The 22748-nt window shown below is 42.8% G+C and carries 24 protein-coding genes and 1 other RNA gene; 15 read left to right on the top strand and 10 right to left on the bottom strand.

Annotated features, from left to right (window positions below; genetic code table 11):
* Nucleotides 1-202 precede the first annotated feature (202 nt).
* Together pepP and FTU01_RS06020 are read right to left on the bottom strand one after the other, a co-directional pair.
* On the bottom strand, nt 203-1537 hold the full coding sequence (gene pepP / locus FTU01_RS06025; RefSeq protein WP_180138505.1) for a Xaa-Pro aminopeptidase: 1335 nt from the start codon (nt 1535-1537) through the stop codon (nt 203-205).
* Nucleotides 1538-1687: 150 nt separating this feature from the next.
* Nucleotides 1688-2320 (bottom strand): UPF0149 family protein, encoded by a 633-nt coding sequence (locus FTU01_RS06020; RefSeq protein WP_179992083.1) that lies wholly within the window; start codon nt 2318-2320, stop codon nt 1688-1690.
* Between the two features lie 65 nt (nt 2321-2385).
* Between FTU01_RS06020 and FTU01_RS06015 the strand changes: the two genes are divergently transcribed.
* The 5 genes from FTU01_RS06015 (at nt 2386) to lon (ending at nt 6953) form a co-directional block, all read left to right on the top strand.
* Nucleotides 2386-2943, top strand: coding sequence for a hypothetical protein (locus FTU01_RS06015; RefSeq protein WP_004782884.1), 558 nt, complete (start codon nt 2386-2388; stop codon nt 2941-2943).
* Nucleotides 2940-3227 (top strand): cell division protein ZapA, encoded by a 288-nt coding sequence (locus FTU01_RS06010; RefSeq protein ID WP_005234746.1) that lies wholly within the window; start codon nt 2940-2942, stop codon nt 3225-3227. Before FTU01_RS06015 ends, FTU01_RS06010 begins: the two co-directional genes overlap by 4 nt.
* A gap of 97 nt (nt 3228-3324) precedes the next feature.
* A non-coding RNA gene (gene ssrS, locus FTU01_RS06005) (6S RNA) lies at nt 3325-3509 on the top strand.
* A 288-nt stretch (nt 3510-3797) separates the two neighbouring features.
* A complete protein-coding gene (locus FTU01_RS06000; protein ID WP_159123362.1) occupies nt 3798-4379 on the top strand; it encodes a 5-formyltetrahydrofolate cyclo-ligase in 582 nt (193 codons plus the stop codon).
* 147 nt (nt 4380-4526) lie between these two features.
* Complete coding sequence (gene lon, locus FTU01_RS05995) at nt 4527-6953, top strand: endopeptidase La (RefSeq protein ID WP_180138504.1); 2427 nt, start codon at nt 4527-4529, stop codon at nt 6951-6953.
* 65 nt (nt 6954-7018) lie between these two features.
* On the opposite strand, the gene FTU01_RS05990 is transcribed toward lon, so the two are convergent.
* Nucleotides 7019-7978 carry a M28 family peptidase gene (locus FTU01_RS05990; protein ID WP_180138503.1) on the bottom strand — a complete coding sequence of 320 codons (960 nt, stop codon included), beginning with the start codon at nt 7976-7978 and terminating at the stop codon, nt 7019-7021.
* A 155-nt stretch (nt 7979-8133) separates the two neighbouring features.
* Between FTU01_RS05990 and rlmH the strand changes: the two genes are divergently transcribed.
* The 3 genes from rlmH (at nt 8134) to FTU01_RS05975 (ending at nt 10421) form a co-directional block, all read left to right on the top strand.
* Nucleotides 8134-8616, top strand: a complete 483-nt coding sequence (gene rlmH / locus FTU01_RS05985) for a 23S rRNA (pseudouridine(1915)-N(3))-methyltransferase RlmH (RefSeq protein ID WP_004782895.1) — start codon at nt 8134-8136, stop codon at nt 8614-8616.
* 106 nt (nt 8617-8722) lie between these two features.
* Entirely contained in the window at nt 8723-9499 is a 777-nt protein-coding gene (locus FTU01_RS05980) for a dioxygenase (protein WP_180016832.1), read from the top strand.
* Between the two features lie 139 nt (nt 9500-9638).
* Entirely contained in the window at nt 9639-10421 is a 783-nt protein-coding gene (locus FTU01_RS05975) for an META and DUF4377 domain-containing protein (RefSeq protein ID WP_180053174.1), read from the top strand.
* A gap of 69 nt (nt 10422-10490) precedes the next feature.
* Here FTU01_RS05975 and gdhA read toward each other — a convergent pair whose 3' ends face one another.
* A complete protein-coding gene (gdhA, locus tag FTU01_RS05970; protein WP_004782901.1) occupies nt 10491-11834 on the bottom strand; it encodes an NADP-specific glutamate dehydrogenase in 1344 nt (447 codons plus the stop codon).
* Nucleotides 11835-12181: 347 nt separating this feature from the next.
* On the opposite strand from gdhA, the gene FTU01_RS05965 reads away from it, so the two are divergent.
* The gene (locus tag FTU01_RS05965) at nt 12182-12973 is read left to right on the top strand and encodes an RnfABCDGE type electron transport complex subunit B (protein ID WP_180138502.1); all 792 of its coding nucleotides are present in this window, start codon (nt 12182-12184) and stop codon (nt 12971-12973) included.
* 4 nt (nt 12974-12977) lie between these two features.
* Complete coding sequence (gene nth / locus FTU01_RS05960) at nt 12978-13691, top strand: endonuclease III (RefSeq protein WP_180053172.1); 714 nt, start codon at nt 12978-12980, stop codon at nt 13689-13691.
* Nucleotides 13692-13725: 34 nt separating this feature from the next.
* Here nth and FTU01_RS05955 read toward each other — a convergent pair whose 3' ends face one another.
* From FTU01_RS05955 to FTU01_RS05940, 4 genes are all read right to left on the bottom strand, one after another.
* Complete coding sequence (locus FTU01_RS05955) at nt 13726-13935, bottom strand: hypothetical protein (RefSeq protein WP_034170490.1); 210 nt, start codon at nt 13933-13935, stop codon at nt 13726-13728.
* Nucleotides 13936-14017: 82 nt separating this feature from the next.
* Nucleotides 14018-14677, bottom strand: coding sequence for an adenylate kinase (gene adk / locus FTU01_RS05950; protein ID WP_004782907.1), 660 nt, complete (start codon nt 14675-14677; stop codon nt 14018-14020).
* 82 nt (nt 14678-14759) lie between these two features.
* Entirely contained in the window at nt 14760-16076 is a 1317-nt protein-coding gene (locus FTU01_RS05945) for a membrane protein (protein ID WP_034170491.1), read from the bottom strand.
* 65 nt (nt 16077-16141) lie between these two features.
* Nucleotides 16142-16660, bottom strand: coding sequence for a hypothetical protein (locus FTU01_RS05940; protein ID WP_034170492.1), 519 nt, complete (start codon nt 16658-16660; stop codon nt 16142-16144).
* Nucleotides 16661-16894: 234 nt separating this feature from the next.
* Here FTU01_RS05940 and mrdA point away from each other — a divergent pair, with 234 nt between their 5' ends.
* The gene (gene mrdA / locus FTU01_RS05935; protein WP_179992089.1) at nt 16895-18937 is read left to right on the top strand and encodes a penicillin-binding protein 2; all 2043 of its coding nucleotides are present in this window, start codon (nt 16895-16897) and stop codon (nt 18935-18937) included.
* 3 nt (nt 18938-18940) lie between these two features.
* Nucleotides 18941-19498 carry a 16S rRNA (guanine(966)-N(2))-methyltransferase RsmD gene (gene rsmD / locus FTU01_RS05930; protein WP_180138501.1) on the top strand — a complete coding sequence of 186 codons (558 nt, stop codon included), beginning with the start codon at nt 18941-18943 and terminating at the stop codon, nt 19496-19498.
* A gap of 75 nt (nt 19499-19573) precedes the next feature.
* Here rsmD and FTU01_RS05925 read toward each other — a convergent pair whose 3' ends face one another.
* A complete protein-coding gene (locus FTU01_RS05925) occupies nt 19574-19780 on the bottom strand; it encodes a hypothetical protein (protein WP_004782913.1) in 207 nt (68 codons plus the stop codon).
* Nucleotides 19781-20024: 244 nt separating this feature from the next.
* On the opposite strand from FTU01_RS05925, the gene FTU01_RS05920 reads away from it, so the two are divergent.
* The 3 genes from FTU01_RS05920 (at nt 20025) to FTU01_RS05910 (ending at nt 22076) form a co-directional block, all read left to right on the top strand.
* Nucleotides 20025-20774 (top strand): sulfite exporter TauE/SafE family protein, encoded by a 750-nt coding sequence (locus tag FTU01_RS05920; protein WP_180048176.1) that lies wholly within the window; start codon nt 20025-20027, stop codon nt 20772-20774.
* A gap of 84 nt (nt 20775-20858) precedes the next feature.
* Entirely contained in the window at nt 20859-21620 is a 762-nt protein-coding gene (locus FTU01_RS05915; protein ID WP_125278718.1) for a 3-oxoacyl-ACP reductase, read from the top strand.
* A gap of 132 nt (nt 21621-21752) precedes the next feature.
* Nucleotides 21753-22076, top strand: a complete 324-nt coding sequence (locus FTU01_RS05910) for a hypothetical protein (protein WP_125278719.1) — start codon at nt 21753-21755, stop codon at nt 22074-22076.
* A gap of 64 nt (nt 22077-22140) precedes the next feature.
* On the opposite strand, the gene FTU01_RS05905 is transcribed toward FTU01_RS05910, so the two are convergent.
* Nucleotides 22141-22719, bottom strand: coding sequence for a 1-acyl-sn-glycerol-3-phosphate acyltransferase (locus tag FTU01_RS05905; protein WP_125278720.1), 579 nt, complete (start codon nt 22717-22719; stop codon nt 22141-22143).
* Nucleotides 22720-22748 lie beyond the last annotated feature (29 nt).

Genomic DNA, 22748 nt, shown 5'->3' with positions numbered 1-22748 from the left:
CATGTTTCTTGATAGTATCTTTGTTTTATGTAGCCATTGGATAACTTATTGCCTAAGAAATTAATCCATTTTTTCTTAAAATTTTATAAATATTCATTTTAATATCAATAAATTAAAAAATTACTATCATTCACGAATACATTTTTAACTTTCTACTATATAAAAAAGCCGGTGAGATCACCGGCTTTTTTATATCTTTCATTTAAGCAGCATGGGCTTTGGCCATTAAGGCTTCAATATCTTCCACGGTTTTCACAACTTTTGCAGTTAGCACTAGTGGGCCATTTTTGGTAGCAACCACATCATCTTCAATCCGGATTCCGATACCACGCCATTTAACATCTACAGTTTCATCATCTGGCGCAATATAAAGACCCGGCTCAACTGTCACGACCATACCTTCTTCATATGCACGCCATTCACCGTTGGCTTTATAAGTACCTACATCATGTACATCCATACCCAGCCAATGTCCAGTACCGTGCATATAGAACTGGCGGAAACTTTCCGTCTGGATAATTTCTTCAAGATCTCCCTGCATAATCCCCAGATCAAGTAAACCTTGAACCAGAATGCGAACCGCCACATTATGCGGCTCTTTATAAGAGTTCCCGATTTGAACTGCATTGATGGCAGCAATCTGTGCATCCAGTACGACATTATATAAAGCTTTTTGTTCCGGACTGAATTTACCATTCACCGGGAAAGTACGGGTAATGTCCGAAGCATAAAACTGATATTCACATGCAGCATCAATCAGAACCAGATCACCATCTTTCAGTTCTTTGTCATTCTCTACATAATGCAGAATACAGGCATTTTCACCGCCACCAACAATACTGTTGTACGATGGTACACAGCCATTTTTACCAAAAACATAATTTAATTCTGCTTCTAAAGCATATTCCATCATGCCTGGACGAACTTTCTGCATAGCCAGTGTATGCGCTTCTGCAGAAATATCTGATGCAAGCTGCATCAGTTCAATTTCATTTTCATCTTTATGCAGACGCATTTCATCAATGATACGATCCAGCTGCATGATCTGTGCCGGTGCAGAAGTACCACGGCGGCTTTCACCACTGGCTGTTACGATCCATTTGGCTACACGTGCATCAAATTCGGAATTGTGTCCAATCCGGTAGAAAAGCTTGTCTTTGTTCTGAAGCTTGGTGAGGATTTCCTCATCCAGTAGATCAATCGCATAAGCTTCGTCTGCTTCATAATCATCAACGGCGCCATCTACTCCGGCACGGTAGCCGTTCCAGATTTCCATTTCACGATCACGTTCACGGCAGAACAGGCTATAGGTATAGCCTTCTTCTTCAGTATCGAAAGTTTCAATGACTGCAACTGCTTCAGGCTCAGCAAATCCGGTCAGGTAAAAGAAACTGCTGTCCGCGCGGTATTTATAATCTGCATCACGGTTACGCAGGGCAACCGGGCTGGTGGCAATAATCGCGATACTACGTAATCCCATTTCCCCTGCGAGGATGTCACGACGTTCCTGAAAATCGGCTTGAGTCAGTTTCTTCATTACACCTTACTTCTTATCAATTGCTACTGTTATTTAAAATTTGTTCCTGAAAACAGGTCAGATTAATTTACTATCATCATGAGAAGGATCAGCAAAAAATATGCCGGTTTTCAGAACCGTTTTTTAATTTGTGTTTAGAACCGCTTGAACTTAACTCGGACGTTTCGGCGAGAAAATTTCAACTACAGATTGCGCTTCAGTTGCAGAAGCTGGAGTAGGTGCTTTTTGCGTGAATTTCTGCAATAAAGGTGTTTCTTCAACTTCTAATTTCTTACGGCCGACGGACAGGCTTACCGGAATCAGACGAACAAACTCATACAGCTCCTGATAGCTTTCTTCGCCTTCGGCATCGTCATCAGAATCTTCAAACTCGACTGCTGCAACATCTTGTAAATGTTCAATCAGTTCCATTTCATCATTGCGGATATGCCCTGAAGCCAGACCGAAACCAAGCACTACGCCTGCACACCAGTCAGCCAATGCCTGAACGCGTTCAGCCAAGCTATGCTCATCATCTGGTAGTAATGGCAGATAATCCAGCTCATCTTCAGACAGCGCATGAAATATGTCTTCTGCCTCACCCGTTAACAATTCTAATGTTTCAGGGTTCAGTTCAGGAACATCTAGCGTTTTTAGAATCTGTACCCATTCATCATTTGAAGGTGCCTGAGTGACACAGACAATTCCGGTAAGCAAACCATGCAGTTCGCTTGGGCTAGAAATTTCTTCAATTGAGGAAAAATTGCGGTACCATTCTGACCAACCTGAAATATCGTCTTGCATTCGTTTATCCAATCTCTATACTGCTTTATATATTACCTTTGTTTGCAACACTGTGCGACCTCGATATGTTAGAAGAATTACAGCGTCTACAAGTGCATATTGGCGTTTTAAAAACGCGACTTGCACAACTTGAAAGTGAGAATACCAGTTTACGGGAGAAGCAAGAGGCTTCAAGCGTGCAACATGAAACTCAAATTGAACAAAAAAATAGCTTTATTGCGCAAAAACAACAAGAAATCCAGAATCTCAATCAGCAACTGACAGAATCACGTAACCAGTTTCAGCATTTAAACCAGGATGCTACAGCACTGGCAGATCGTTATAGCCGTCTGGAAAAAAGTTGTACTGATCTAAAGAACCGTTTTCAGGAAATTCTGGCTGAACGCAATGAGTTACGCGTGCTGAAAGAAAAGTTATTGCTGGAACAGCGTCATGCCCAGCAGGAAATTCAGCGGCTGAATCAGGAATCTGAACGTCTTACCCAGAAAAATGAAAATGCCAAAGCTAAAGTTGAAGCCATTATTCAACGTCTGGCAATTTTGGGAACAGCCCAGGATCAAAATGCACAGGAAATTCAGCAATTGGCCCATCCTACTGAAGTGACTGAGGAAGCTTCATCATGAGTGAACAAATCGCAATCGACTTAAAGGTATTGGGTCACAGTTTCCGTCTGGCCTCCACTGCGGATCAGCAGGATGAACTACAACGTGCAGCGCAATTACTCAATGAAAAATACGATGAATTTCGCCGTAAAGCACCTCGTATGGAACCAAGTAAACTGATCATTATGGTGGCACTGGAACTGATGCAGGAAGTATTGACGATGAATAAATCCCTGCAACAATATGCACACTGCGAACGTTTGTTACAAACTATTTTGGAAGAAGTTGAAGAACTAACTGAATAATCGAGTTTTTTGTTTAAACTTCGGTCGTTCGACTAAACTGTTTACAGTTCACGAACAGCATAGAGTTGCCACATCAACATTATCGTTTATACTTAGTCTAACTCTGAGATGTTCGCCAGCGGGTCAGATTCCCCTGAGCCGATATTTAAATCTTAGGATTGAGTTCTGCATATTTAGAGTGTATGCCCATCCGGTATGGGAAACCCAGCAAGTATGCGTCTCGTCCACCTTGAACTTTAGGGTTCAAGGGTAATGACATGCAGCGGCATCCTCGGAGTGCTTCTATTTTTCTCAAAATATTTCATCATTTATCTTCTTTTCTAAATCTTAAATTCATTGCATTTTTCTTGGTTTAGCGTCCTATACTCGTACCTTTTTCGTCTTTTAAAAAATTGCCTAGATCTAAATATAGTTCGATTAATTCATCATAAATGTTTCATTATTTTTAAAATTTAATCAAAAATTCATACTGATGCCTATAATACTCGCTATGTTGCTACCCTCTATTTAAGCTATGGCATTTTATTAATCTAATGCCCTAAAATCCTGAAGACCATATTTATGACGACGATGAATCTTTCCGAACTTCGCAAACAGCTACGTAAACAGCGCCGTCAACTCTCTCGATTTACCCAGAAACAGACTCAACAACGTATCCTGAATATGATTCGGACTTTGCCAGAATTTCATGCAAGCAAATCTGTTGGGGTTTATCTGGATGCTTTCGGTGAGGTTCGGACTCAGGCGCTGATTGAATACTGCTTTAAGCATCATAAACGGGTTTATCTCCCCAATATTTGCAATATGAACCAGCAACTCACTTGGGTAGAAATCAGCCAGAATCAATATCGTTCCCAGCGTTTTGCTCATCATCGGTTGGGAATGCGTGAACCCATGGCTACACGTGGTCTGCATGTCTCAAAACTAGATCTTTTAGTTATGCCACTATTAGCCTGTGATCAATATGGCACCCGAATTGGTATGGGTGGTGGCTATTATGATCGTACGCTGGCAACAGCACCGCACCGTCCTTTTCGTCTGGGGTTAGCACATGACTTTCAGCTGATCCCACAGCCTTTAACCCGAGAAGTTTGGGACCAGCCTCTAGATGCCCTGCTTACGCCTACACTTTTACAACGTTTTAAGCGTTAAACAATGTATTTCCAAATACATAAGTACTTTAAAATCACATAATTAGTCATTTTTTATACAATTTAGTCGCTATAGCCCTTGTAATTTTTAAATTACCCATCACTATTAAAAACATGGCAACACCGTTGTCACTCATTAGGAGTGCCCATGTCTGAAATTATTATGAATCAAGAAACCTTAGAGCCTCAGGTTCCAAGTGTATTACCACTTTTGGCGCTACGTGATGTGGTGGTGTACCCACACATGCAAATTGCGCTATTTGTCGGTCGTGAAAAATCGATCAATGCAGTTGATGTGGCTCGTAACAGTGACAATCTAGTATTTGTAGTTGCGCAAAAAGATTCGCTTACAGAAGAAATTGATCACGACAACTTATATCAATACGGTACTGTCGCGAAGATTGTGCAAGTTGTGAATCACGAAAATGATGAAAACTGTATTAAAGTCCTGATTGAGGGACTGTATCGTGCCAAGCTCAAAACCATCATTGATGAAAATGAGTATTTGACTGCTGAGCATGAACTTAGTCCAATGACTGTATCAGTCGATGAAACAACTCAAGCTACGCGCTTGCAGGAGCTGCGTGCCCTGTTCGCTCAGTATGCTGAAGCAAAACTTCGTAATGCTCGTGAGCTGATTTCAGCTGCGAATAAAATCGAAGACTTGTTGCAATTGTTATTCTTCGTAGCGACCCGTGTTCCTTTGAATATCGAAGTGAAACAGAAATTCCTGGAATACGACGAGTTCGATGCACATTTAACTGAGTTGATGACTTATTTATTGCAACAGTCTGAAGAACAGCAGATCGAACAGACTTTGCATGACTCTGTTAAACGCCAGATGGAAAAAAACCAGCGTGAATACTTCCTGAATGAAAAAATGAAAGTCATTCAGCGCGAGCTTTCCGATATGAATGGCGGTGCGGAAGATGACGTTGCGGAAATCGAAAAACGTCTGGCTGAAGCTGATCTGCCTGAGCATGTGCGTAAAAAAGCGGAATCTGAGTTCCGTAAACTCAAAGCAATGCAACCAGCCTCTAGCGAAGCTGCGGTAGTTCGCAACTATCTAGAAGTGATTCTAGATACGCCATGGAACAAAGCCAGCAAAGTTAGCATTAACTTGAATAAAGCTCAGGAAATCCTGGATGCCGATCACTATGGTCTGGACGATGTCAAAGACCGTATTGTGGAATATCTGGCGGTTCAGTCTCGCGTGAAAAAATTACGCGGTCCAATCCTGTGTCTAGTTGGTCCTCCAGGTGTAGGTAAAACTTCCTTGGGTGAATCGATTGCCAAAGCGACTGGCCGTGAGTTTGTCCGTATGGCCCTAGGTGGTGTACGTGACGAAGCAGAAATTCGTGGTCACCGTCGTACCTACATTGGTGCGATGCCAGGTAAGATCGTGCAGTCATTGACCAAAGTTGGCGTGAAAAATCCGCTGTTCTTGCTCGATGAGATTGACAAGATGGCTCAAGACTACCGCGGTGATCCAGCTTCTGCGATGCTTGAAGTACTTGATCCATCACAGAACAACAAGTTCAATGATCACTATCTTGATTTGGACCTTGACCTGTCAGAAGTGATGTTCATCTGTACTGCCAACAGCATGAATATTCCTGAAGCCCTCTTGGACCGTATGGAAGTGATTCGTCTGCCTGGCTATACCGAAGAAGAGAAAGTTAACATTGCTGACCGTTACCTTGTTCCTAAAGCAATCAAGAACAATGGTTTACGTGCTAAAGAGTTGACTGTGCATGAAGAAGCGATTCGTGACATCGTGCGTCGTTATACTCGTGAAGCCGGTGTTCGTAACCTTGAACGTGAAGTGTCTAAAATTGCACGTAAGGTAGTGAAAGAAGCAGTTAGCAAGAAAGCTAAAAATCTTCAGGTTGAAGTGAATGCGGGTAATCTTCCAGATTACTTAGGTCCACACAAATTTGACTACGGTATGGCGGAAGAAGAGGCTCAAATCGGCCGTGTAAATGGCTTGGCTTGGACTTCAGTGGGTGGCGAGTTACTGACTATTGAAGTTGCAGCAGTACCCGGTAAAGGTAAATTCATTACCACCGGTTCACTTGGTGATGTAATGAAAGAATCAATTACCGCTGCCATGACTGTGGTTCGTACCCGTGCGGCTGAATTAGGTATCGAAGCTTCCCGCTTTGAAGAAACTGATGTGCACGTGCATTTACCAGAAGGTGCGACTCCGAAAGATGGTCCATCTGCAGGTTTGGCACTGACCACTGCTCTAGTTTCTGCATTCACTGGTATTGCGATTCGTCCAGATATTGCGATGACAGGTGAAACCAGCTTAAGTGGCCGTGCAATGCGTATCGGTGGCCTGAAAGAGAAACTGCTTGCTGCGCACCGTGGTGGCATTAAACTGGTGTTCATTCCACAGGAAAACGTTCGCGACCTTGCGGAAATTCCTGAAAATGTAAAAGAAGGCTTAGAAATCAAAGCTGTGAAATCGATTGATGAGATTTTACCTCTGGCTTTGATCGATATGCCGAAAGCACTGGTGAAACCACCAATTGTGAAAGCAAGTGAAGAAGCTAAAGCTGCACGTCATTAAGACCTAAAGGCTTTGAAAAACACCCTGCTCTGGCAGGGTGTTTTTGTATTTAGGCGAGGATAATTTTAAAGACGAATCACCATATCGACCAAGCCATTCACGACCTGAGCCATCTTGGTCAGATCCAGTTTATCTAAGGTATCCTGCTCGGTATTGTAGTAAGGATTACGATAATGCGCTGTGTCTGTAATCAGCATAGTTGAATAGTTAAACTTGGCATAATTCAGATAACCAGAAAAATTCATGTCCTGAGCGAATGCCGGACTGACAAAACGCTGACAGTCCAGACGCTTGAAACGTTGCATGGACGCACAGTAATCTCCTGTCAAACCGGCCGATGCCAAATGTCCAATCGCAGCAATAAAGTTTCCATGTCGGGGATAGATCCATTTCAATCCTGTCGGATAGGTCTGCACCAGATTTTCATCATAATAACCAATAGAATCCAGAATAATGACACCTTTCACTTTTTGTTTCTGGGCCTTTAATGCTTTGGCATGTAGATAGCTTCCCATATGTTCAGTCTTGAAATAGGGTGGCTCCTCCAGTGTATAGAAAGCAAACTCGATATTATGTTTGAGTTTTGACTTTTGTAAGGCCAATAATCGAGCTGTTTCCAGTACCCCTGCTACACCGGAAGCATTGTTATCTGCTCCATACAGATCACTAAAGACATCATAATGCGCACCAATAACCAGTTTGGTTTTGGCTTTAGCATTAAGCTGACATACCACATTTCTATAGCTTAGGCTATTTACGATATAATTTTGGAACTGACATGGGATGCCAAGCAGATGCATCTGTTCTTTGAGCCATGCTGAGACCCGGTTTAATTCACTGGTATTTTTAAAATTCCGGTATTCATCTACACTGATAATTTGTTTGATAAACAGTTCCAGATGTTCTGTCTGTGCCTGTTTGGAGGAAAAATTTGCAGGTGCAGCAAAGCTCATGCCTGAACTGGTTAAACCGAGAATAATTAGTAGAAAAGTACAATATCTTTTAATAATGAGACTGGTCCGCATTTCTTATTATCCATTCCTTTATTATCAAGCGGATACTTGAATTATGGATATTAAAGCAACATTAAATTCATGATTTCAATTTCAATTTGTTTCCCTAGCTCAACTTCGTGTTGTTTGATCGTTATAATGAAGTATCTAATTATTGATCCAGTTCTATGAAAATCCGTATCTTAACCATCGGCCAGAAAATGCCGGCTTGGGTGCTGACAGGCTTTGAAGACTATTTCAAACGTATTCAGCCTTTTGTACAGACTCAGGTGGTTGAATTGCCAATGGCAAAACGGGGCAAAAACGATTCTGAAGCCGATATTCTGAAATACCGAAATATTGAAGGTGACAGTATTTTAAATGCCTTAAAACAGAATGAAGTCCTGATTGCACTAGAAGTCGGTGGCCGTGAGTTTAGTACAGAAAAATTGGCTGAAACTATGAAAGGCTGGATGTTGGAAGGTCATGATATTGCTTTGGCGATTGGTGGGCCAGATGGCCATTCTGAAGCAGTCCGAAAAGCAGCAGCCTGGCATTGGTCCCTGTCTAAACTCACCTTGCCACATCCGCTAGTCCGTGTAATGCTGATTGAACAACTGTATCGCGCTATGAGCATCAACCATAATCATCCTTATCACCGTGCAGGCTGATCTGTTGATGCGTTCTGATTATGCAACGTTTTGTTGAACAATTCCCCCTGCCTTTGCTTTCCTTTTTATTGCATGATTAAAACATTGAATTAATGTGGTTTGACTTATGAACTTACAGACTTTGCCCGGCTTATTTATTTCTCATGGTTCTCCCATGCTCGCACTCAATCCTGAGCAGGTTGGCCCGGCATTGCATCGTTTAAGCCTGAATCTGCCACGTCCAACTGCCATTATTGTTATGTCGGCACATTGGGAAAGTGAAGCTCTGGAAGTCAATACAGGTATTCGTCCTGAAACTTGGCATGATTTCCGTGGCTTTCCACCTGAGTTATATGAGTTACGCTATCCTGCTCCCGGCAATCCAGAGCTGGCTGAGCAAGTCTTGGGCTTATTGGCCAATGCCGGGTTCTCTGCACATGCCAACAGCACCCGTCCGCGTGATCATGGCGTCTGGATGCCGCTCTTACATATGTATCCGGAAGCAGATATCCCGGTAATTGAAATTTCTTTACCAATGTCGATGAGTGCAGAAGAGATTTACAAGATTGGCCAGACGTTGGCGCCACTTCGTGAGCAGCAGGTTTTCCTGATTGGGTCAGGGAGCATTACTCATAATTTGCGTGAATTGTCTTGGCAAGGAAATAGCGATGAAGTTCCGGAATGGGCATCAACCTTCCGCAACTATGTAGCCAATAAATTAACTCATAGCGATTTTGATGCCGTTCTGGACTGGCAGTCTATTCCTCAGTTAAAACGTAATCACCCAACGCTGGAACACTTTGCTCCACTGTTCTTTGCTATGGGTACCGGCAACCGTTTCAGTATCGTGCATAGCAGTTTTACGATGGGCGCTTTGGGAATGGATATTTACCGTTTTGACTGACAGTAAACTTCAACCATTTAACATCCGACTTTTTAATTTGGATACATTTTGTTAGCAAAAGCTACGATTTGTATCCATATTTTTTGTTAATCTCTTGATTATAATCACGTTGAAACTTTAGCACATAGAATATAAACCAATGAAATTCAGTATTTTTGCGCTTGCCCTGCTCCCTTTAGCTTTAACTGCATGTCAATCTTCTCATCTTCCTGCCACTTCAGGAGATCCGGCTATTTCTACTCTATCCACTACATTAAAAACGCCTACACAAATTTTGCCCGCTTATACTTGGGAACTTGATCGTGGGCTGCAACGCCCGATTGTTCTGAGCTTTGATCAGCAAGGTAGACTGAGTGTAGCTTCTGGCTGTAATGGCCTTGGCACGAGCTGGACTGTTAAAGATAATACCCTGAGTACGGGTGACATGATGGGCACCATGATGGCATGTGATGCACCATTAATGGAACAGGAACGTTTTATCAGCCAGCTTCTGCAAAAGCGTGATATTCCGTTTAGCCTGGATCTAAGTGATGCCAATCAGCCGAAACTGAGTATTACTGCAGCTGATAGTCAAAAATATGTCTTTACCGGAAAAATGACACCGGAAACCAAATACCAAGGTCAGGCAGAAACCATTTTCCTGGAAGTTTCGCCACAGACTAAAGCCTGTACGGGTGTAGCTCAGCAAACCTGCTTACAGGTGAAAGAAATCAAATATGATGAAAAAGGTTTAAAGACTCAAGTAGATAAAGACTGGACTTTATTTTACGATCAGATTGAAGGTTTTCAGCATACACCGAATGAGCGTCAGATTATTCGGGTAAAACGTTATGAAATCAAAAATCCGGCAGCTGACCAGTCTAAATATGCCTATATATTCGACATGGCTGTAGAGCGTGAAACAGTCAAAGGCACTCTTTAAAGATAAAATCTGAACATAAAAAAACCGAGGCATTCACCTCGGTTTTTTTAAGCTTAAACTAAGTCAGACTTAGAATACGCCTTGAGAAAGCATTGCATCAGCAACTTTTACGAAGCCAGCGATGTTTGCGCCGTCTACATAGTTTACAGTACCGTCTTCTTTAGTACCGTATTTCACACAGTTGCGGTGAATTTCTTTCATGATCGCATGCAGACGTTCGTCAACTTCTTCGAAAGTCCAGCCTAAACGCAATGCGTTTTGAGACATTTCAAGACCAGAAGTTGCTACACCACCGGCGTTAGATGCTTTACCTGGAGCATAAAGGATTTTCGCTTCAACGAATTTCTCAACTGCTTCAAGTGTAGAAGGCATGTTCGCGCCTTCAGCAACACAAATTACGCCGTTTGCAAGAAGCGCTGCTGCATCATTCGCATCAAGTTCGTTTTGAGTCGCACATGGAAGCGCGATATCACATTTGATACCCCAAGGACGTTGACCTTCAAGGTATTCAAAACCGTGTTTAGATGCAAATTCAGAGATACGGCCACGTTTAATGTTTTTCAGTTCCATCACTTCAGCAAGAAGCTCTTCAGTGAAACCGTCTTTAACGTGAACAGTACCCGCAGAGTCAGATAGAGAAACAACTTTAGCACCCAGGAACATTGCTTTTTCAGCAGCGTACTGGGCAACGTTACCAGAACCAGAGATTGTTACCACTTTATCTTTGAAGCTTTCGCCACGAGTTTTCAGCATCTCTTCAGCGAAATACACTGTACCGTAACCAGTTGCTTCTGGACGAGCCAGAGAACCACCGAAAGTCAGGCCTTTACCAGTGAATACACATGAAGTGTCATTGCTGAGTTTTTTCATCATACCAGCCATGTAACCAACTTCACGGCCACCCACACCGATATCACCCGCTGGGATATCTGTATTAGAACCAAGATGACGATAAAGCTCGATGATTAACGCTTGGCAGAAACGCATGATTTCGCCTTCTGATTTGCCTTTAGGGTCAAAATCAGAACCGCCTTTACCACCACCCATAGGCAATGTAGTTAGGGCATTTTTGAAAGTTTGCTCGAAACCGAGGAATTTCAAAATAGAAAGGTTCACTGACGGGTGGAAACGCATACCACCTTTGAATGGACCAATCGCTGAGTTGTACTGTACGCGGAACGCACGGTTAACCTGTGTTTGACCTTGGTCATCTACCCAAGCAACACGGAACTGGATCGCACGCTCAGGTTCAACTAGACGTTCTAGTAAACCATGTGCTGCGTATTGTGGATTCTTTTCAATGAATGGCCACAAACTGGTCATCACTTCTTCTACAGCTTGAAGAAATTCGGGTTGATGTGCATCACGTGATTTTACGTAATCTAGGAACTCATTAAGTGTGTTGTATTTCAACGCTTAATCCTCAGCAGAAAATGGATCAAAATTGGTCAAATTTACAATCAATGTTAAATTTTGGCGCAAAATATTAAATATCTTTTGTAACTAATCTACAATACTTTTTTGAAAAATAGTTTAAATTTAATTTGATAACAATTATTTATATTGATTATGAATATTTTTTCTGTGTGCTTAAATGCCAATTGAATCAATGCTTAATTGTTAATTTATGCCTGATAATAATGCACAAAGTGACCTTTAATCGTGCATAACTTAGTTCCTTAAAAACATGTTAAAATTGTTAAATTGACATATTTTGTTTCATTCACTCTAAGGCTCAGCCCGAGCAGCCTAGGTTATTCATGAATTCGCAGATCTCTCTAGTCCAGTCTATTGATGCTTTATTGCCCCAAACCCAGTGCGGTTTATGTGGTCATCGTGATGGCTGCTTGCCCTATGCTCAATCCATTGCTGAGGGCGAAGATGCCAATAAATGTGTACCGGGTGGACAGCCAGTCGCTGATGCTCTGGCAGCATTGTTAAATCGTTCTAAACTGCCCACTGAAGAAAGTGTCTGGCCAATTCAGGCTGATGGTCGTCCTCAGCGCATGAAAGCCATCATTCGTGAAGATGAATGTATTGGCTGTACCAAATGCATCAGTGCTTGCCCGGTCGATGCGATTATTGGCTCAGGCAAATTGATGCATACTGTGCTCACTGACTTGTGTACCGGCTGTGAACTCTGCATTCCGCCTTGCCCGGTAGACTGTATTGATCTGGTCGAAGATCTTCAGCCTTTGTCAACTGAATCTCAACGTATTGCTGAACAGGATGACTTGCGCAAACGTTACTACGCGCATATTCAACGCGAAGAAAAACGTCGCATCGACCGTAAGGGACCTGTCGTTCGTGCCGAGATTAATACAGCCCTATTTGCCCAGTTCTCTGCTCAGGTCGATCAGGTTCCTGTCATTGAAATCGTGCAAAAACCAGCTGATGAAGTGGTTACACTTGATGCCAAAACCACGATTGAGCTTGCCAAATTACGCACACAAATCAAAAAGTTAGAAAAACAGCTTTCGGTCCGTGAGGATGTACGCAAACGTCTGCAACTTGAAGAACTGACCCAGCAATTACAGGCTTTACAGGGATAAGATCATGACAACAGCAACAGCCAAGCCTGTAAAAAACATGACTAAAAAACAGATTCAGACTTTCTTTGAGCGCCTGCGCGAGCAGCGTCCGAATCCAAAAACTGAATTGAATTATTCAAGTCCATTTGAATTATTGGTTGCAGTGACCCTGTCTGCCCAAGCTACGGATGTGAGCGTGAATAAAGCCACCGATAAACTGTTTCCTGTCGCCAATACACCGGAAGCGATTTATGCACTCGGTGTGGATGGGCTGAAGGAATATATCAAAACGATTGGTCTGTATAATTCCAAAGCTGTGAACGTCATTAAAGCTTGTGAAATGCTCATCAAGAAGCATAACAGCGTAGTACCGGACAATCGTGCAGATCTGGAAGCTTTACCGGGTGTAGGACGCAAAACGGCGAATGTGGTGCTGAATACCGCCTTTGGTCAACCGACCATGGCTGTGGATACGCATATCTTTCGTGTTGGTAACCGTACCGGGTTGGCGGTGGGTAAAAACGTGCTTGAGGTCGAGCATCGTCTGGTCAAAGTGATTCCAAAAGAATTTATTATTGATTCACATCACTGGCTGATTTTACATGGCCGCTATTGCTGCATCGCACGTAAACCGAAGTGTCATGAATGTGTGGTCGCCGATGTCTGCAATTGGCCCGACCGTTTTGAATTTGGCGCAGGTCGCGCAATTCCGGTGAAAAATATTGAAGCTGAACGCTAGGTTCAGCTTTTTAATTTAAGTACTCGAAAAGTTTTTATTTTTTATTTTGCTCAGCCTGTTCTTGCTTGCGCTTTTGCTCAAGCTCTGCCTGTAATTTAGGATGCAGCTGACGCTCAGGCACCTTACCCGCATTTTCAGCACGTTCTTCCTGGCGTACTTTTTTTAACATCTTAAAGCTCACATAGAACAGCGCAAACAGTACTGCCAGAAATACAATCATCAATCCCAATACAGCAAATTTCACAGCAGATCCTTTTGAACAATACAATAAAAAGAGCCCTAATATGACTTAGGGCTCTTTGAAAGTCAAAATGATCGGAAACCGATTATTTTGCTTGATCCAGAATCGCGAAAAGATCTTTTTGAACTTCTTCGATTGGACGTAGACCGTTTAACTTGTCATAAGTCGGTGCATTTTCGCCTGAAGCTGCACGGCCTTGATAGAAGCCAACCAGCTGTTCAGTTTCAGTGTGGTATGAACCTAAACGGCGACGAATAGTTTCTTCCTGGTCATCTGGACGTTGTACCAGATCTTCACCAGTTTCATCATCTTTACCTTCCACTTTTGGCGGGTTGTAAACGATGTGATAAACGCGACCAGACGCCGGGTGTTGACGACGACCAGATAGACGTTGAACGATTTCTTCATCCGGCACATCAATTTCAATTACATGATCAATTGCAATGCCTTCTTTTTCCAGCGCTTCAGCTTGAGGAATCGTACGTGGGAAACCATCAAAGATACAGCCATTTGCACAGTCAGGTTGTGCAATACGCTCTTTGACCAGACCAATGATCAATTCATCAGAAACCAAACCGCCATTGTCCATGACGCTTTTAGCTTGTAGACCTAATTCAGTTCCTTCACGAATTGCAGCACGGAGCATATCACCGGTTGAAATTTGTGGGATATTGTAGCGCTTACAGATCAACTGAGCTTGTGTACCTTTACCTGCTCCAGGTGGTCCGAGTAAGATAATGCGCATATATAAACATCCTCATTTTTTAACTATGTATAAGATACCCAGCTTCACACGACCAAAACGTGTGCTGCTCTTTGGCATCTAATTATAAGAAAGCCACAAACAAATGGATTAAACCCGCAACAAAACCGGTAACTCCCCCCAGGACAATCAAGATCCATTCATCTTCCTGAAAAGCAGGACGTAATAGATTCTGAAACTCGTTAGGCGTCAAATCACGTATGCGGTCTCTAAACATTTGGTAGATCTTCTGTGCACGGCTCGCATTAAACGCAGGGTCGCTTACAGGCACCATCGTAATTTCAATCGAGCGATCGATCAAGTCTGTCTTGAGTTTTGCATACTCTTTTGGTCCTAAAGACAACTGTAAAGAGGTCCGAACCAGCGGTGTTTCCATAATTTCGTTAATATGACGTTTGACAATACGGCGGGTTTTATCTTTTTTACCACCATACATCATTTCTGTCATGATCGATTTTAGCGTAATCAGATCTTCTGTGACCACACTTGCAAATACGTCAGAAACTTCCTCCTGACGTTTCATAAATGCGCCTTGTATGTTATAGGTGCCAATTCTTGGAATCACCGGCTTGATCCAAGGGAATCTGTGATCGGCTGTACGCTTAAAGAATTGCGGGTATTTAATATAATGCGGTTCTACCGGATTAAACACCATCCAGATCGCAATCCAGTTAGTCAGGAAGCCCCAGATAGCCGCCCAGAACGGTACGGTCCAGTGCCATGGCACTACAAACCAGACCACCATCTGGAACAGGCCAAAGAACATCCCGATCAGGGCACTGATATGCCAGATAAAGTTGATTTCTTTTTGGCCAACTTTCAGGAACATGCGCACCATTAAACGGCGATCACCTTCCATTTGACTGACCACCATGTCGCGCATATCCACTAGTGACTCGACGTTCATGGTCAGTTCAGTCACCAATTCTTTTAATACCTGTGGCAGCTGTTTATGGGCTTGGGCATAAATACGGCGCTTGATTGAATAAGGCAAGTTTTCCCATAACACCGCATTTCGGTCCATCATGACTTCATCAATCAGATGTTCCAGTTCAAAACCGACCTGTTCCCCGATAATACGTGCCATATCATCCGGATCCATTGCCTGCAAAAACTCTTGGATAGAACCCAATTTAGACAAGGTATTATCCGTGATAATTCCTGAGATTCTTCCAGCTTTACGCGGCACAATACCTTGCCAACCAACAGGAACAGGCCCGACATGAAAACCCCAAAAATTAATTGGATAAAACACCATTTTTAGCGCCATCCACACGTGAGCCCATGTTACGAATGCGGTCACCGGGATAATGCTGAGCACTGCCCAAAAATCTGGGCGATTCAAGAAGGCTTGCCACAATTCATTGACGTACTCAAGCATGCATAAATTCCATATTTAATTTTTTGTTCACAGAATACAGGTATTAATAAAGTTGAATATTTTGTCTATAAACCGATACTTAAAGTATAGGAGAATTGTAGTCTGGGTTCAGTTTTGGCTACAACGCGACCATTACTGTCCTGTAATTTCTCCCCCGCCCCAATACCGATACTAAAACTGCTGATCCGTTCTGAACTAAGCAAAACATACGCCAGATCAATGCCCCCACCTAAACGGCTTTCGTATTTGCCATCAACCTGTTTGCTATCGATATGACCGGCATAAGCCCCTACATAATAACCATTTTTGTCCTTGCCGGTGAGGTGTGCAGGATAACGAAAGCCAACTTGTGCTCCAACTGTACGATCATCGTTGAGAAAAGCACCACCTTTCACATAAGCAATCCCATAAGGATTCACCCATTCAGTGTTTAGATGGATAAGTTTCTGGGTAAAACCGACCCCAACATTAAATGCTTTAGGCTCACGATCCTCAGTTCTGTTTGTCGTATTATTCACTTGATCATGTGCATATACCCCATTTGCAAAGAATGCAAATGCCAACAAAGGGTAAACTTTGTTCATTCCTTCACCATCTTCCTTAATTATAGTTTTTGGTAGAGTCCTATTTTTATTTAATTTTGACTTTATCAGAATTATTAAAACTCTTGTACACAGCACTTTACAATTTTCATGTCTGCAAAGTCAAAGTTTAAACACAGGAATTGCTACAGCCAGTTTTCCATTATCAAATCCCGTACAGTTGCGCTAGAATACTCCACTTTGATTCCTTTCCCTCTGGTCTTAAGTCGATCGCGTATGAAGCAGCACTTTCCTTTAAAAAATGCACAACAAGAAAAGCGCATCTATAGCAGTCGGGTCTGGATCTCTGTCGGTATTGTGGTTTTCTTTATGCTGCTGCTGGTCAGCCGCTATGCCTATTTGCAAATTTTTAATTTTGAAACCTTCTCTACGGCTTCTGACCAGAACCGTATTCGTCTGCAGCCTTTAGCGCCAGCACGCGGTTATATTTACGATCGTAACGGTATTTTACTTGCCGATAATTATCCTGTTTTCACAGCTACCTTAAGCCGCGCCGATGTGCAGGATATTGATGATACGCTGAAACGTCTTACACCGATTCTGGAATTAACCGAAGAAGATATTGAACGTTTTCAGGCACGAATCAAGACGGCGCGTAAAACTGAGCGGGTATCAATCAAGCTGAATCTGAATGAAAATGATATTGCCCGTTTTAGTGAGGTGAAATATCTATTTCCGGGCGTCAATATTGAAACGCAGATGACCCGTTACTATCCGCATGGTGAACTTTTCGCGCATGTGATTGGTTATGTCGGCCGTATTAATGACAAAGAACTCAAAGAAATTGATAAGGATCTCTATGCCGGGTCTAACCTGATCGGGAAAATCGGGGTAGAAAAATACTATGAAGATTTATTGCATGGTGTGCCGGGTAATGAATCTGTTGAGGCTGATGCTTTCGGTAATGTTCTGCGTCACTTAGGCCGTAAAGAGCCGGTACGCGGTAATGATCTGTATTTATCACTGGATTATGGTCTACAAACCATTGCCACTGAACAACTGGCCGGTCGTCGTGGTGCTATTGTCGCGATTGACCCACGTACAGGTGAAATTCTGGCGCTGGTTTCCAGTCCAAGTTTTAACCCTAATTTATTTGTCACTGGGATTAGTAGCAAAGATTATTCAGGTCTTCGTGACAGTTTAGATCAACCACTCTATAACCGTGCTGTTCAAGGGGCCTATCCTCCAGGTTCGACCATTAAACCGATGTTTGGCCTGGGTGGCCTTCATTATGGCCTGGTCGATTGGGATACAGCAATTTCCGATCCCGGCTATTTCACACTTCCGGGCGATTCGCATAAATTCCGCGACTGGAAAAAGTCAGGACACGGCGTAGTCAACTTGCATAAATCGCAAGTGGTCTCGTGCGATACCTTCTTCTACATTTTGTCGTTCCGTATGGGCATTGAAAAAATGAACACATGGATGCGCCAGTTTGGCTTTGGTGAAAAAACTGGTGTCGATCTGCCAAGTGAAAGCTCTGGTCTATACCCAAGTCCGGAATGGAAAATGCGTACCCGTAAATCTAAATGGTCACGTGGTGAAACCATCTCGGTGAGTATTGGTCAGGGTGCCTTTACCGCCACACCATTACAGCTCGCCATGGCAACTGCTATTACAGCAAATCAAGGCTCACATGTTACGCCTCACGTACTGCGTGAAAGTAAAGGTGCCAAACCTTTTACAGTACATAATGCCCCTAATGGTAAAATCGACTTTAATGGTCAACCAGATGACTGGATCAAAATGCGTGATGCGATGATCGATGTGGTTCAGTCAGGGACAGGTCGCGGAATCCGCACGCCGATGTATCAAATCGCAGGTAAAACCGGTACGGCACAGGTAAAAAGTATTGCCCAAGGTAAGCGCTATAATGAAGCCCTGCTGACTGAACGCCAGCTGGATCATGGTCTATTTGTTGGTTTTGCACCTGCTGAAGCCCCTGAAATTGCAGTAGTCGTTGTCTGGGAAAATGGCCGACATGGGGGTTCTGCTGCGCAACTGGCTAAACCGTTATTTGACTACTGGTTACTGTCTCGCGATAAAAATCCGATTCACCCTGCCGGTCATCAAATTAGTGGCGGTCTCATGACAGCAGGTATTAAACCGGGCGAATTGCCAAGTGGACCGAATCTGTTAAGTGCAGACCCGAATGCTACCCCAACTCAAGAAGGCAGTCAGGCGACCCATGCACAGCCAAACAATCCGCAACCTGCAACTTCTCGCTCTGCTCCTGCAGCCAATGACGATCAGGAATAATTCATGAAAAACCAACTTAGAATTATTGGTGGTGACTGGAAACGCCGTCAATTGGCTTTTGCCAATATCGAAGGATTACGTCCTACACCTGACCGTGTGCGTGAAACTTTATTTAACTGGCTAATGTGGGATGTCCAGAATGCCTGTGTCTTGGATCTGTGTACCGGTTCAGGTGCTTTATCTTTTGAGGCATTATCACGTGGTGCAGCTTCAGTGGTGATGATTGAGCCGGATCGTACTCAGGCACAATTCCTCACCCAAAATCTGGAATTACTCAAAGTCACCAAAGCACGTGCGCAACTTAAAGTTGCGACAGCACAACAAGCATTAACCAGCCTGAAACAGCAGTTTGATCTGGTCTTTCTAGACCCGCCTTATAGTTTGGATCTATGGGAAACTCTGGCTACTCAGGCTGATCCACTGATTAAAGAAGATAGTTTTATTTATGTAGAAGCCGATCGTGAACTGAGTACATTGAAGTTACCAAGTTCATGGCGTTTAGTTAAAAATACCAAAGCCGGTACAGTACGCGCAGGGCTGTATCAAAAAAAAGCAGCTTAAGACCTACTTATATTAAATACTTAAATAAAAAAGGAATCCTTAAAGGAATCCTTTTTTATAAATGGAAGGTAACGGTTAACGATTACGACGCCAGTCCCGATCGCCTCTGTCACGTTTCCAGTCACGATGATCTTTATGTTTTTTCCAGTCCTTATCACCACGATCCCGATCATAATGTCCATTACGATCATGATGACCGCGATAACCTTCATCCCAAGGATCAACCACACAGCCTGTTAGCGCTACTGCCAATACAGATGACAGTAATATCATTTTTTTCATGTTCATCACCTCTATACCGCACTCAATTAGTATCAAGTGATTTCATGAAGAGTACGCGGAGCCATTGTTGCACTCTTGTATGATTTTGTTCATTTTCCATACTTAATTAAAGGATTTGTCTCGGATTTAATAAAAATCATTTATGCATATTTACACTTAGATTCGCATAAATACAGCTAAGGATCTGCTTGGTTTTTCTAGCCATATTTTGAATACTACAAACTTTTCCAATATCCTGATTTTTATGACCTGGCTACTCTTTATTCTTGGTGCAATTATCGCAGGATTTGTACAGGGACTTACCGGTTTTGCTTTTGCATTAATTGCCATGTCATTCTGGGTATGGGGATTAAGTCCTCAACTTGCTGCGCCCTTAGTGGTTTTTGCCTCGGTGTGGAGTCACCTCATTTCATTATCCAATGAACCTAGACTTCCTCATCTGCACCGAACCTTATATCTACCTTATTTAATTGCTGGTCTGATCGGTGTCCCACTCGGCACCTGGTTACTGAATATCGTTGAGGCGAGTACTTTTCGTATTTTGCTTGGTATATTTCTCGTGATCTGGTGTCCACTGATGTTGCTTAATCCACAGGTTAAATTGATTCAGCATTCAGGCAAAACTGCGGACGTAGGCATTGGTTTGATCGGTGGTATTTTAGGAGGTTTAGGGGGATTCTGTGGTTCTGTACCCTCTGCGTGGTTAGTGCTGAAGCAGCTGCCGAAAGAACAGCAGCGCTATATATTGCGTCATTTTAATTTTGCCATACAGGTGTTTACCTTAGCCGCCTATTTACTGCAAGGAACCTTAAATCAGACTCACCTTCCCTATATGGCGGTACTCATTCTAGCTGTAAGTATTCCCGCTATTTTAGGCGCACGTCTGTTTCATCGAATTTCAGAATTACGTTTTAAACAGATTGTCTTAGGCTTGCTCTTCAGCTCGGGCTGCTTTCTCCTGATCAAGGAAGGCATTGACTCATTTGCGCGATAGAGCAGCTCTAAAACCTTACATCACTTTGCTTTCAGCCCTATTGCTGTTATGTTAGCCCGAATGATTCTCAGGCGGATATAAGCAATGCAAATTCGTGATCAAATTGTCCTTGTGACTGGTGGTGCTCGTGGATTGGGACTAGCCATTACCCAGCTCCTGATTCAGGAAGGTGCACGTGTGGTAGTAAATTACCATAGCAGCAAAACCCAAGCTGAAGCTTTGCAAAATCAGTATCCTGATCAGGTCTTTGCCTGTCAGGCAGATGTAACACAAGCTGATCAAGTACAAGCTTTATTCACTGCCAGCAAGGCCCATTTTGGAGAAGCCATCCATTCCGTCATTAATAATGCGCTGGTGCAGTTTGAGTTTAATGGTGATGAGCGACCTAAAGTTGAAGATCTGACCTGGGAAAGCATGGCCCGTCAGTTTAGTGGAGCAGTTCAAGCCTGTTTAAATACGACGCAAGCTGCATTAGAAGATATGAAACAGGCACATTTTGGTCGTATCGTGAATATTGGGACTAACCTGGTTCAAAACCCTGTCGTTCCTTATCATGATTATACGACTGGGAAAGCGGCGCTATTGGCCTTTACCCGAACTACTGCGCAAGACCTGGGTCAGTATGGGATTAACGTGAACATGCTTTCAGGCGGATTACTGCAAACTACAGATGCAAGTAAAGCAACGCCTGACTTTGTCTTTGACCTGATTGCTCAATCCACTCCTTTACGTCGCGTGATTACACCTGAAGAATTTGCGTCTGCTATTCTGATGTTCCTGTCACCTTATTCACGTGCAGTGACAGGTCAAAACCTGATTGTCGATGGCGGACTGGTTAAAGGTTAAAGATCGCCAAGGAAGAATGAGATTCTGAATTTTATTCTTCTATTTTTTGACCAGTTGTTGAATAAAACTACTTTTGCATAGCGCATTTACTTCTACAATAGTGCGCTCCCCATCAAAGTTCATCTATTTTCTATGAAACTCCTAACGGCATTGCTCAGTAGCATGTTACTGGCAGGTTGTATGTCCAATGATCTTAAAAAGTCAGAACAGCTTCTGCGAAACTTCAATTGTGCCAAGATTGATACAGCGCAAATGCCACACAGTAGTATGACGGATTATTATCAACACATGCTATACAGCAGCAAAACCAAGGTCGAATCTTATATTGAGCAATATCATCAAGGAGAAGAGCTTTTTGACCTGCCTTTATATGAAGTGGTAGAACAGCAATACAATCTTTATAAAGATGCCTGCCAGAATCTGGGGGGAATTTTATCTGAAGAGAATCAAAATTAAATTCGGTATTTATATATCGTACAGAAAAGCAGAGTCCATCCCTCTGCTTTTATTTTTCCTGAAATTAAAAATAGCGTTGATCAATACTGAATTTTTCAGGAAATTTAGGTTCAATATTGGCATAGAACGTCATGATCTCAGCCATATCCTGTTCATAATTTCCTGTTGGATAAATGATTTTACCTACGCCCGCTTCTTTTTTTGCATAATCCATATAAGCCAGCGCAATTGGCACACCCGCATTGATCGCCACATGATAAAAACCAGTTTTCCATTGTTCCTGACGGGCGCGTGTGCCTTCCGGCGTAACCAGCATAACTAGTTTAGGATGCTCTTTAAATAGACCTGTCATGACCTGAACCATGCTTGGACGTGGCTCACCCGGTTGTTTGGGACGACGGTCAATACCAATTCCACCCATTGCACGTACAAAAGGCCCAAATGGAAATTTCATATAGCTGTCTTTAATGGTCAGACGCACATTCACTTTTAATGCCTTTAAGGCCAAACGTGCATATAGTGCATCCCAGTTACTGGTATGTGGCGCTGCAATCATCACACATTGATCAAGGTCTTCGGGCCATTGGTCATCGGTTTTCCAGCCCATTAAATTTAAAGTTTTCTCAGCTAAATTTTCAAACACAGCTACATCACAATCATTATCAAAATTTC

This window comes from Acinetobacter sp. YH12043 (genome assembly GCF_013419915.1).
In the GTDB taxonomy this organism is placed as follows: Bacteria; Pseudomonadota; Gammaproteobacteria; order Pseudomonadales; family Moraxellaceae; genus Acinetobacter.
This window is presented reverse-complemented; position numbering and strand designations above follow the sequence as displayed.

Coding starts and splice junctions, on each gene's coding strand:
- FTU01_RS05975 (WP_180053174.1), top strand. CDS start 9,639: ATGAAATTCAGTATTTTTGCGCTTGCCCTGCTCCCTTTAGCTTTAACT.
- FTU01_RS05910 (WP_125278719.1), top strand. CDS start 21,753: ATGAAACTCCTAACGGCATTGCTCAGTAGCATGTTACTGGCAGGTTGT.
- FTU01_RS05915 (WP_125278718.1), top strand. CDS start 20,859: ATGCAAATTCGTGATCAAATTGTCCTTGTGACTGGTGGTGCTCGTGGA.
- mrdA (WP_179992089.1), top strand. CDS start 16,895: ATGAAGCAGCACTTTCCTTTAAAAAATGCACAACAAGAAAAGCGCATC.
- FTU01_RS05965 (WP_180138502.1), top strand. CDS start 12,182: ATGAATTCGCAGATCTCTCTAGTCCAGTCTATTGATGCTTTATTGCCC.
- FTU01_RS05945 (WP_034170491.1), bottom strand. CDS start 16,076: ATGCTTGAGTACGTCAATGAATTGTGGCAAGCCTTCTTGAATCGCCCA.
- FTU01_RS05990 (WP_180138503.1), bottom strand. CDS start 7,978: ATGCGGACCAGTCTCATTATTAAAAGATATTGTACTTTTCTACTAATT.
- FTU01_RS05925 (WP_004782913.1), bottom strand. CDS start 19,780: ATGAAAAAAATGATATTACTGTCATCTGTATTGGCAGTAGCGCTAACA.
- FTU01_RS06015 (WP_004782884.1), top strand. CDS start 2,386: ATGTTAGAAGAATTACAGCGTCTACAAGTGCATATTGGCGTTTTAAAA.
- FTU01_RS05920 (WP_180048176.1), top strand. CDS start 20,025: ATGACCTGGCTACTCTTTATTCTTGGTGCAATTATCGCAGGATTTGTA.
- FTU01_RS06010 (WP_005234746.1), top strand. CDS start 2,940: ATGAGTGAACAAATCGCAATCGACTTAAAGGTATTGGGTCACAGTTTC.
- pepP (WP_180138505.1), bottom strand. CDS start 1,537: ATGAAGAAACTGACTCAAGCCGATTTTCAGGAACGTCGTGACATCCTC.
- FTU01_RS05940 (WP_034170492.1), bottom strand. CDS start 16,660: ATGAACAAAGTTTACCCTTTGTTGGCATTTGCATTCTTTGCAAATGGG.
- rsmD (WP_180138501.1), top strand. CDS start 18,941: ATGAAAAACCAACTTAGAATTATTGGTGGTGACTGGAAACGCCGTCAA.
- FTU01_RS06000 (WP_159123362.1), top strand. CDS start 3,798: ATGAATCTTTCCGAACTTCGCAAACAGCTACGTAAACAGCGCCGTCAA.
- adk (WP_004782907.1), bottom strand. CDS start 14,677: ATGCGCATTATCTTACTCGGACCACCTGGAGCAGGTAAAGGTACACAA.
- nth (WP_180053172.1), top strand. CDS start 12,978: ATGACAACAGCAACAGCCAAGCCTGTAAAAAACATGACTAAAAAACAG.
- rlmH (WP_004782895.1), top strand. CDS start 8,134: ATGAAAATCCGTATCTTAACCATCGGCCAGAAAATGCCGGCTTGGGTG.
- FTU01_RS05980 (WP_180016832.1), top strand. CDS start 8,723: ATGAACTTACAGACTTTGCCCGGCTTATTTATTTCTCATGGTTCTCCC.
- lon (WP_180138504.1), top strand. CDS start 4,527: ATGTCTGAAATTATTATGAATCAAGAAACCTTAGAGCCTCAGGTTCCA.
- FTU01_RS06020 (WP_179992083.1), bottom strand. CDS start 2,320: ATGCAAGACGATATTTCAGGTTGGTCAGAATGGTACCGCAATTTTTCC.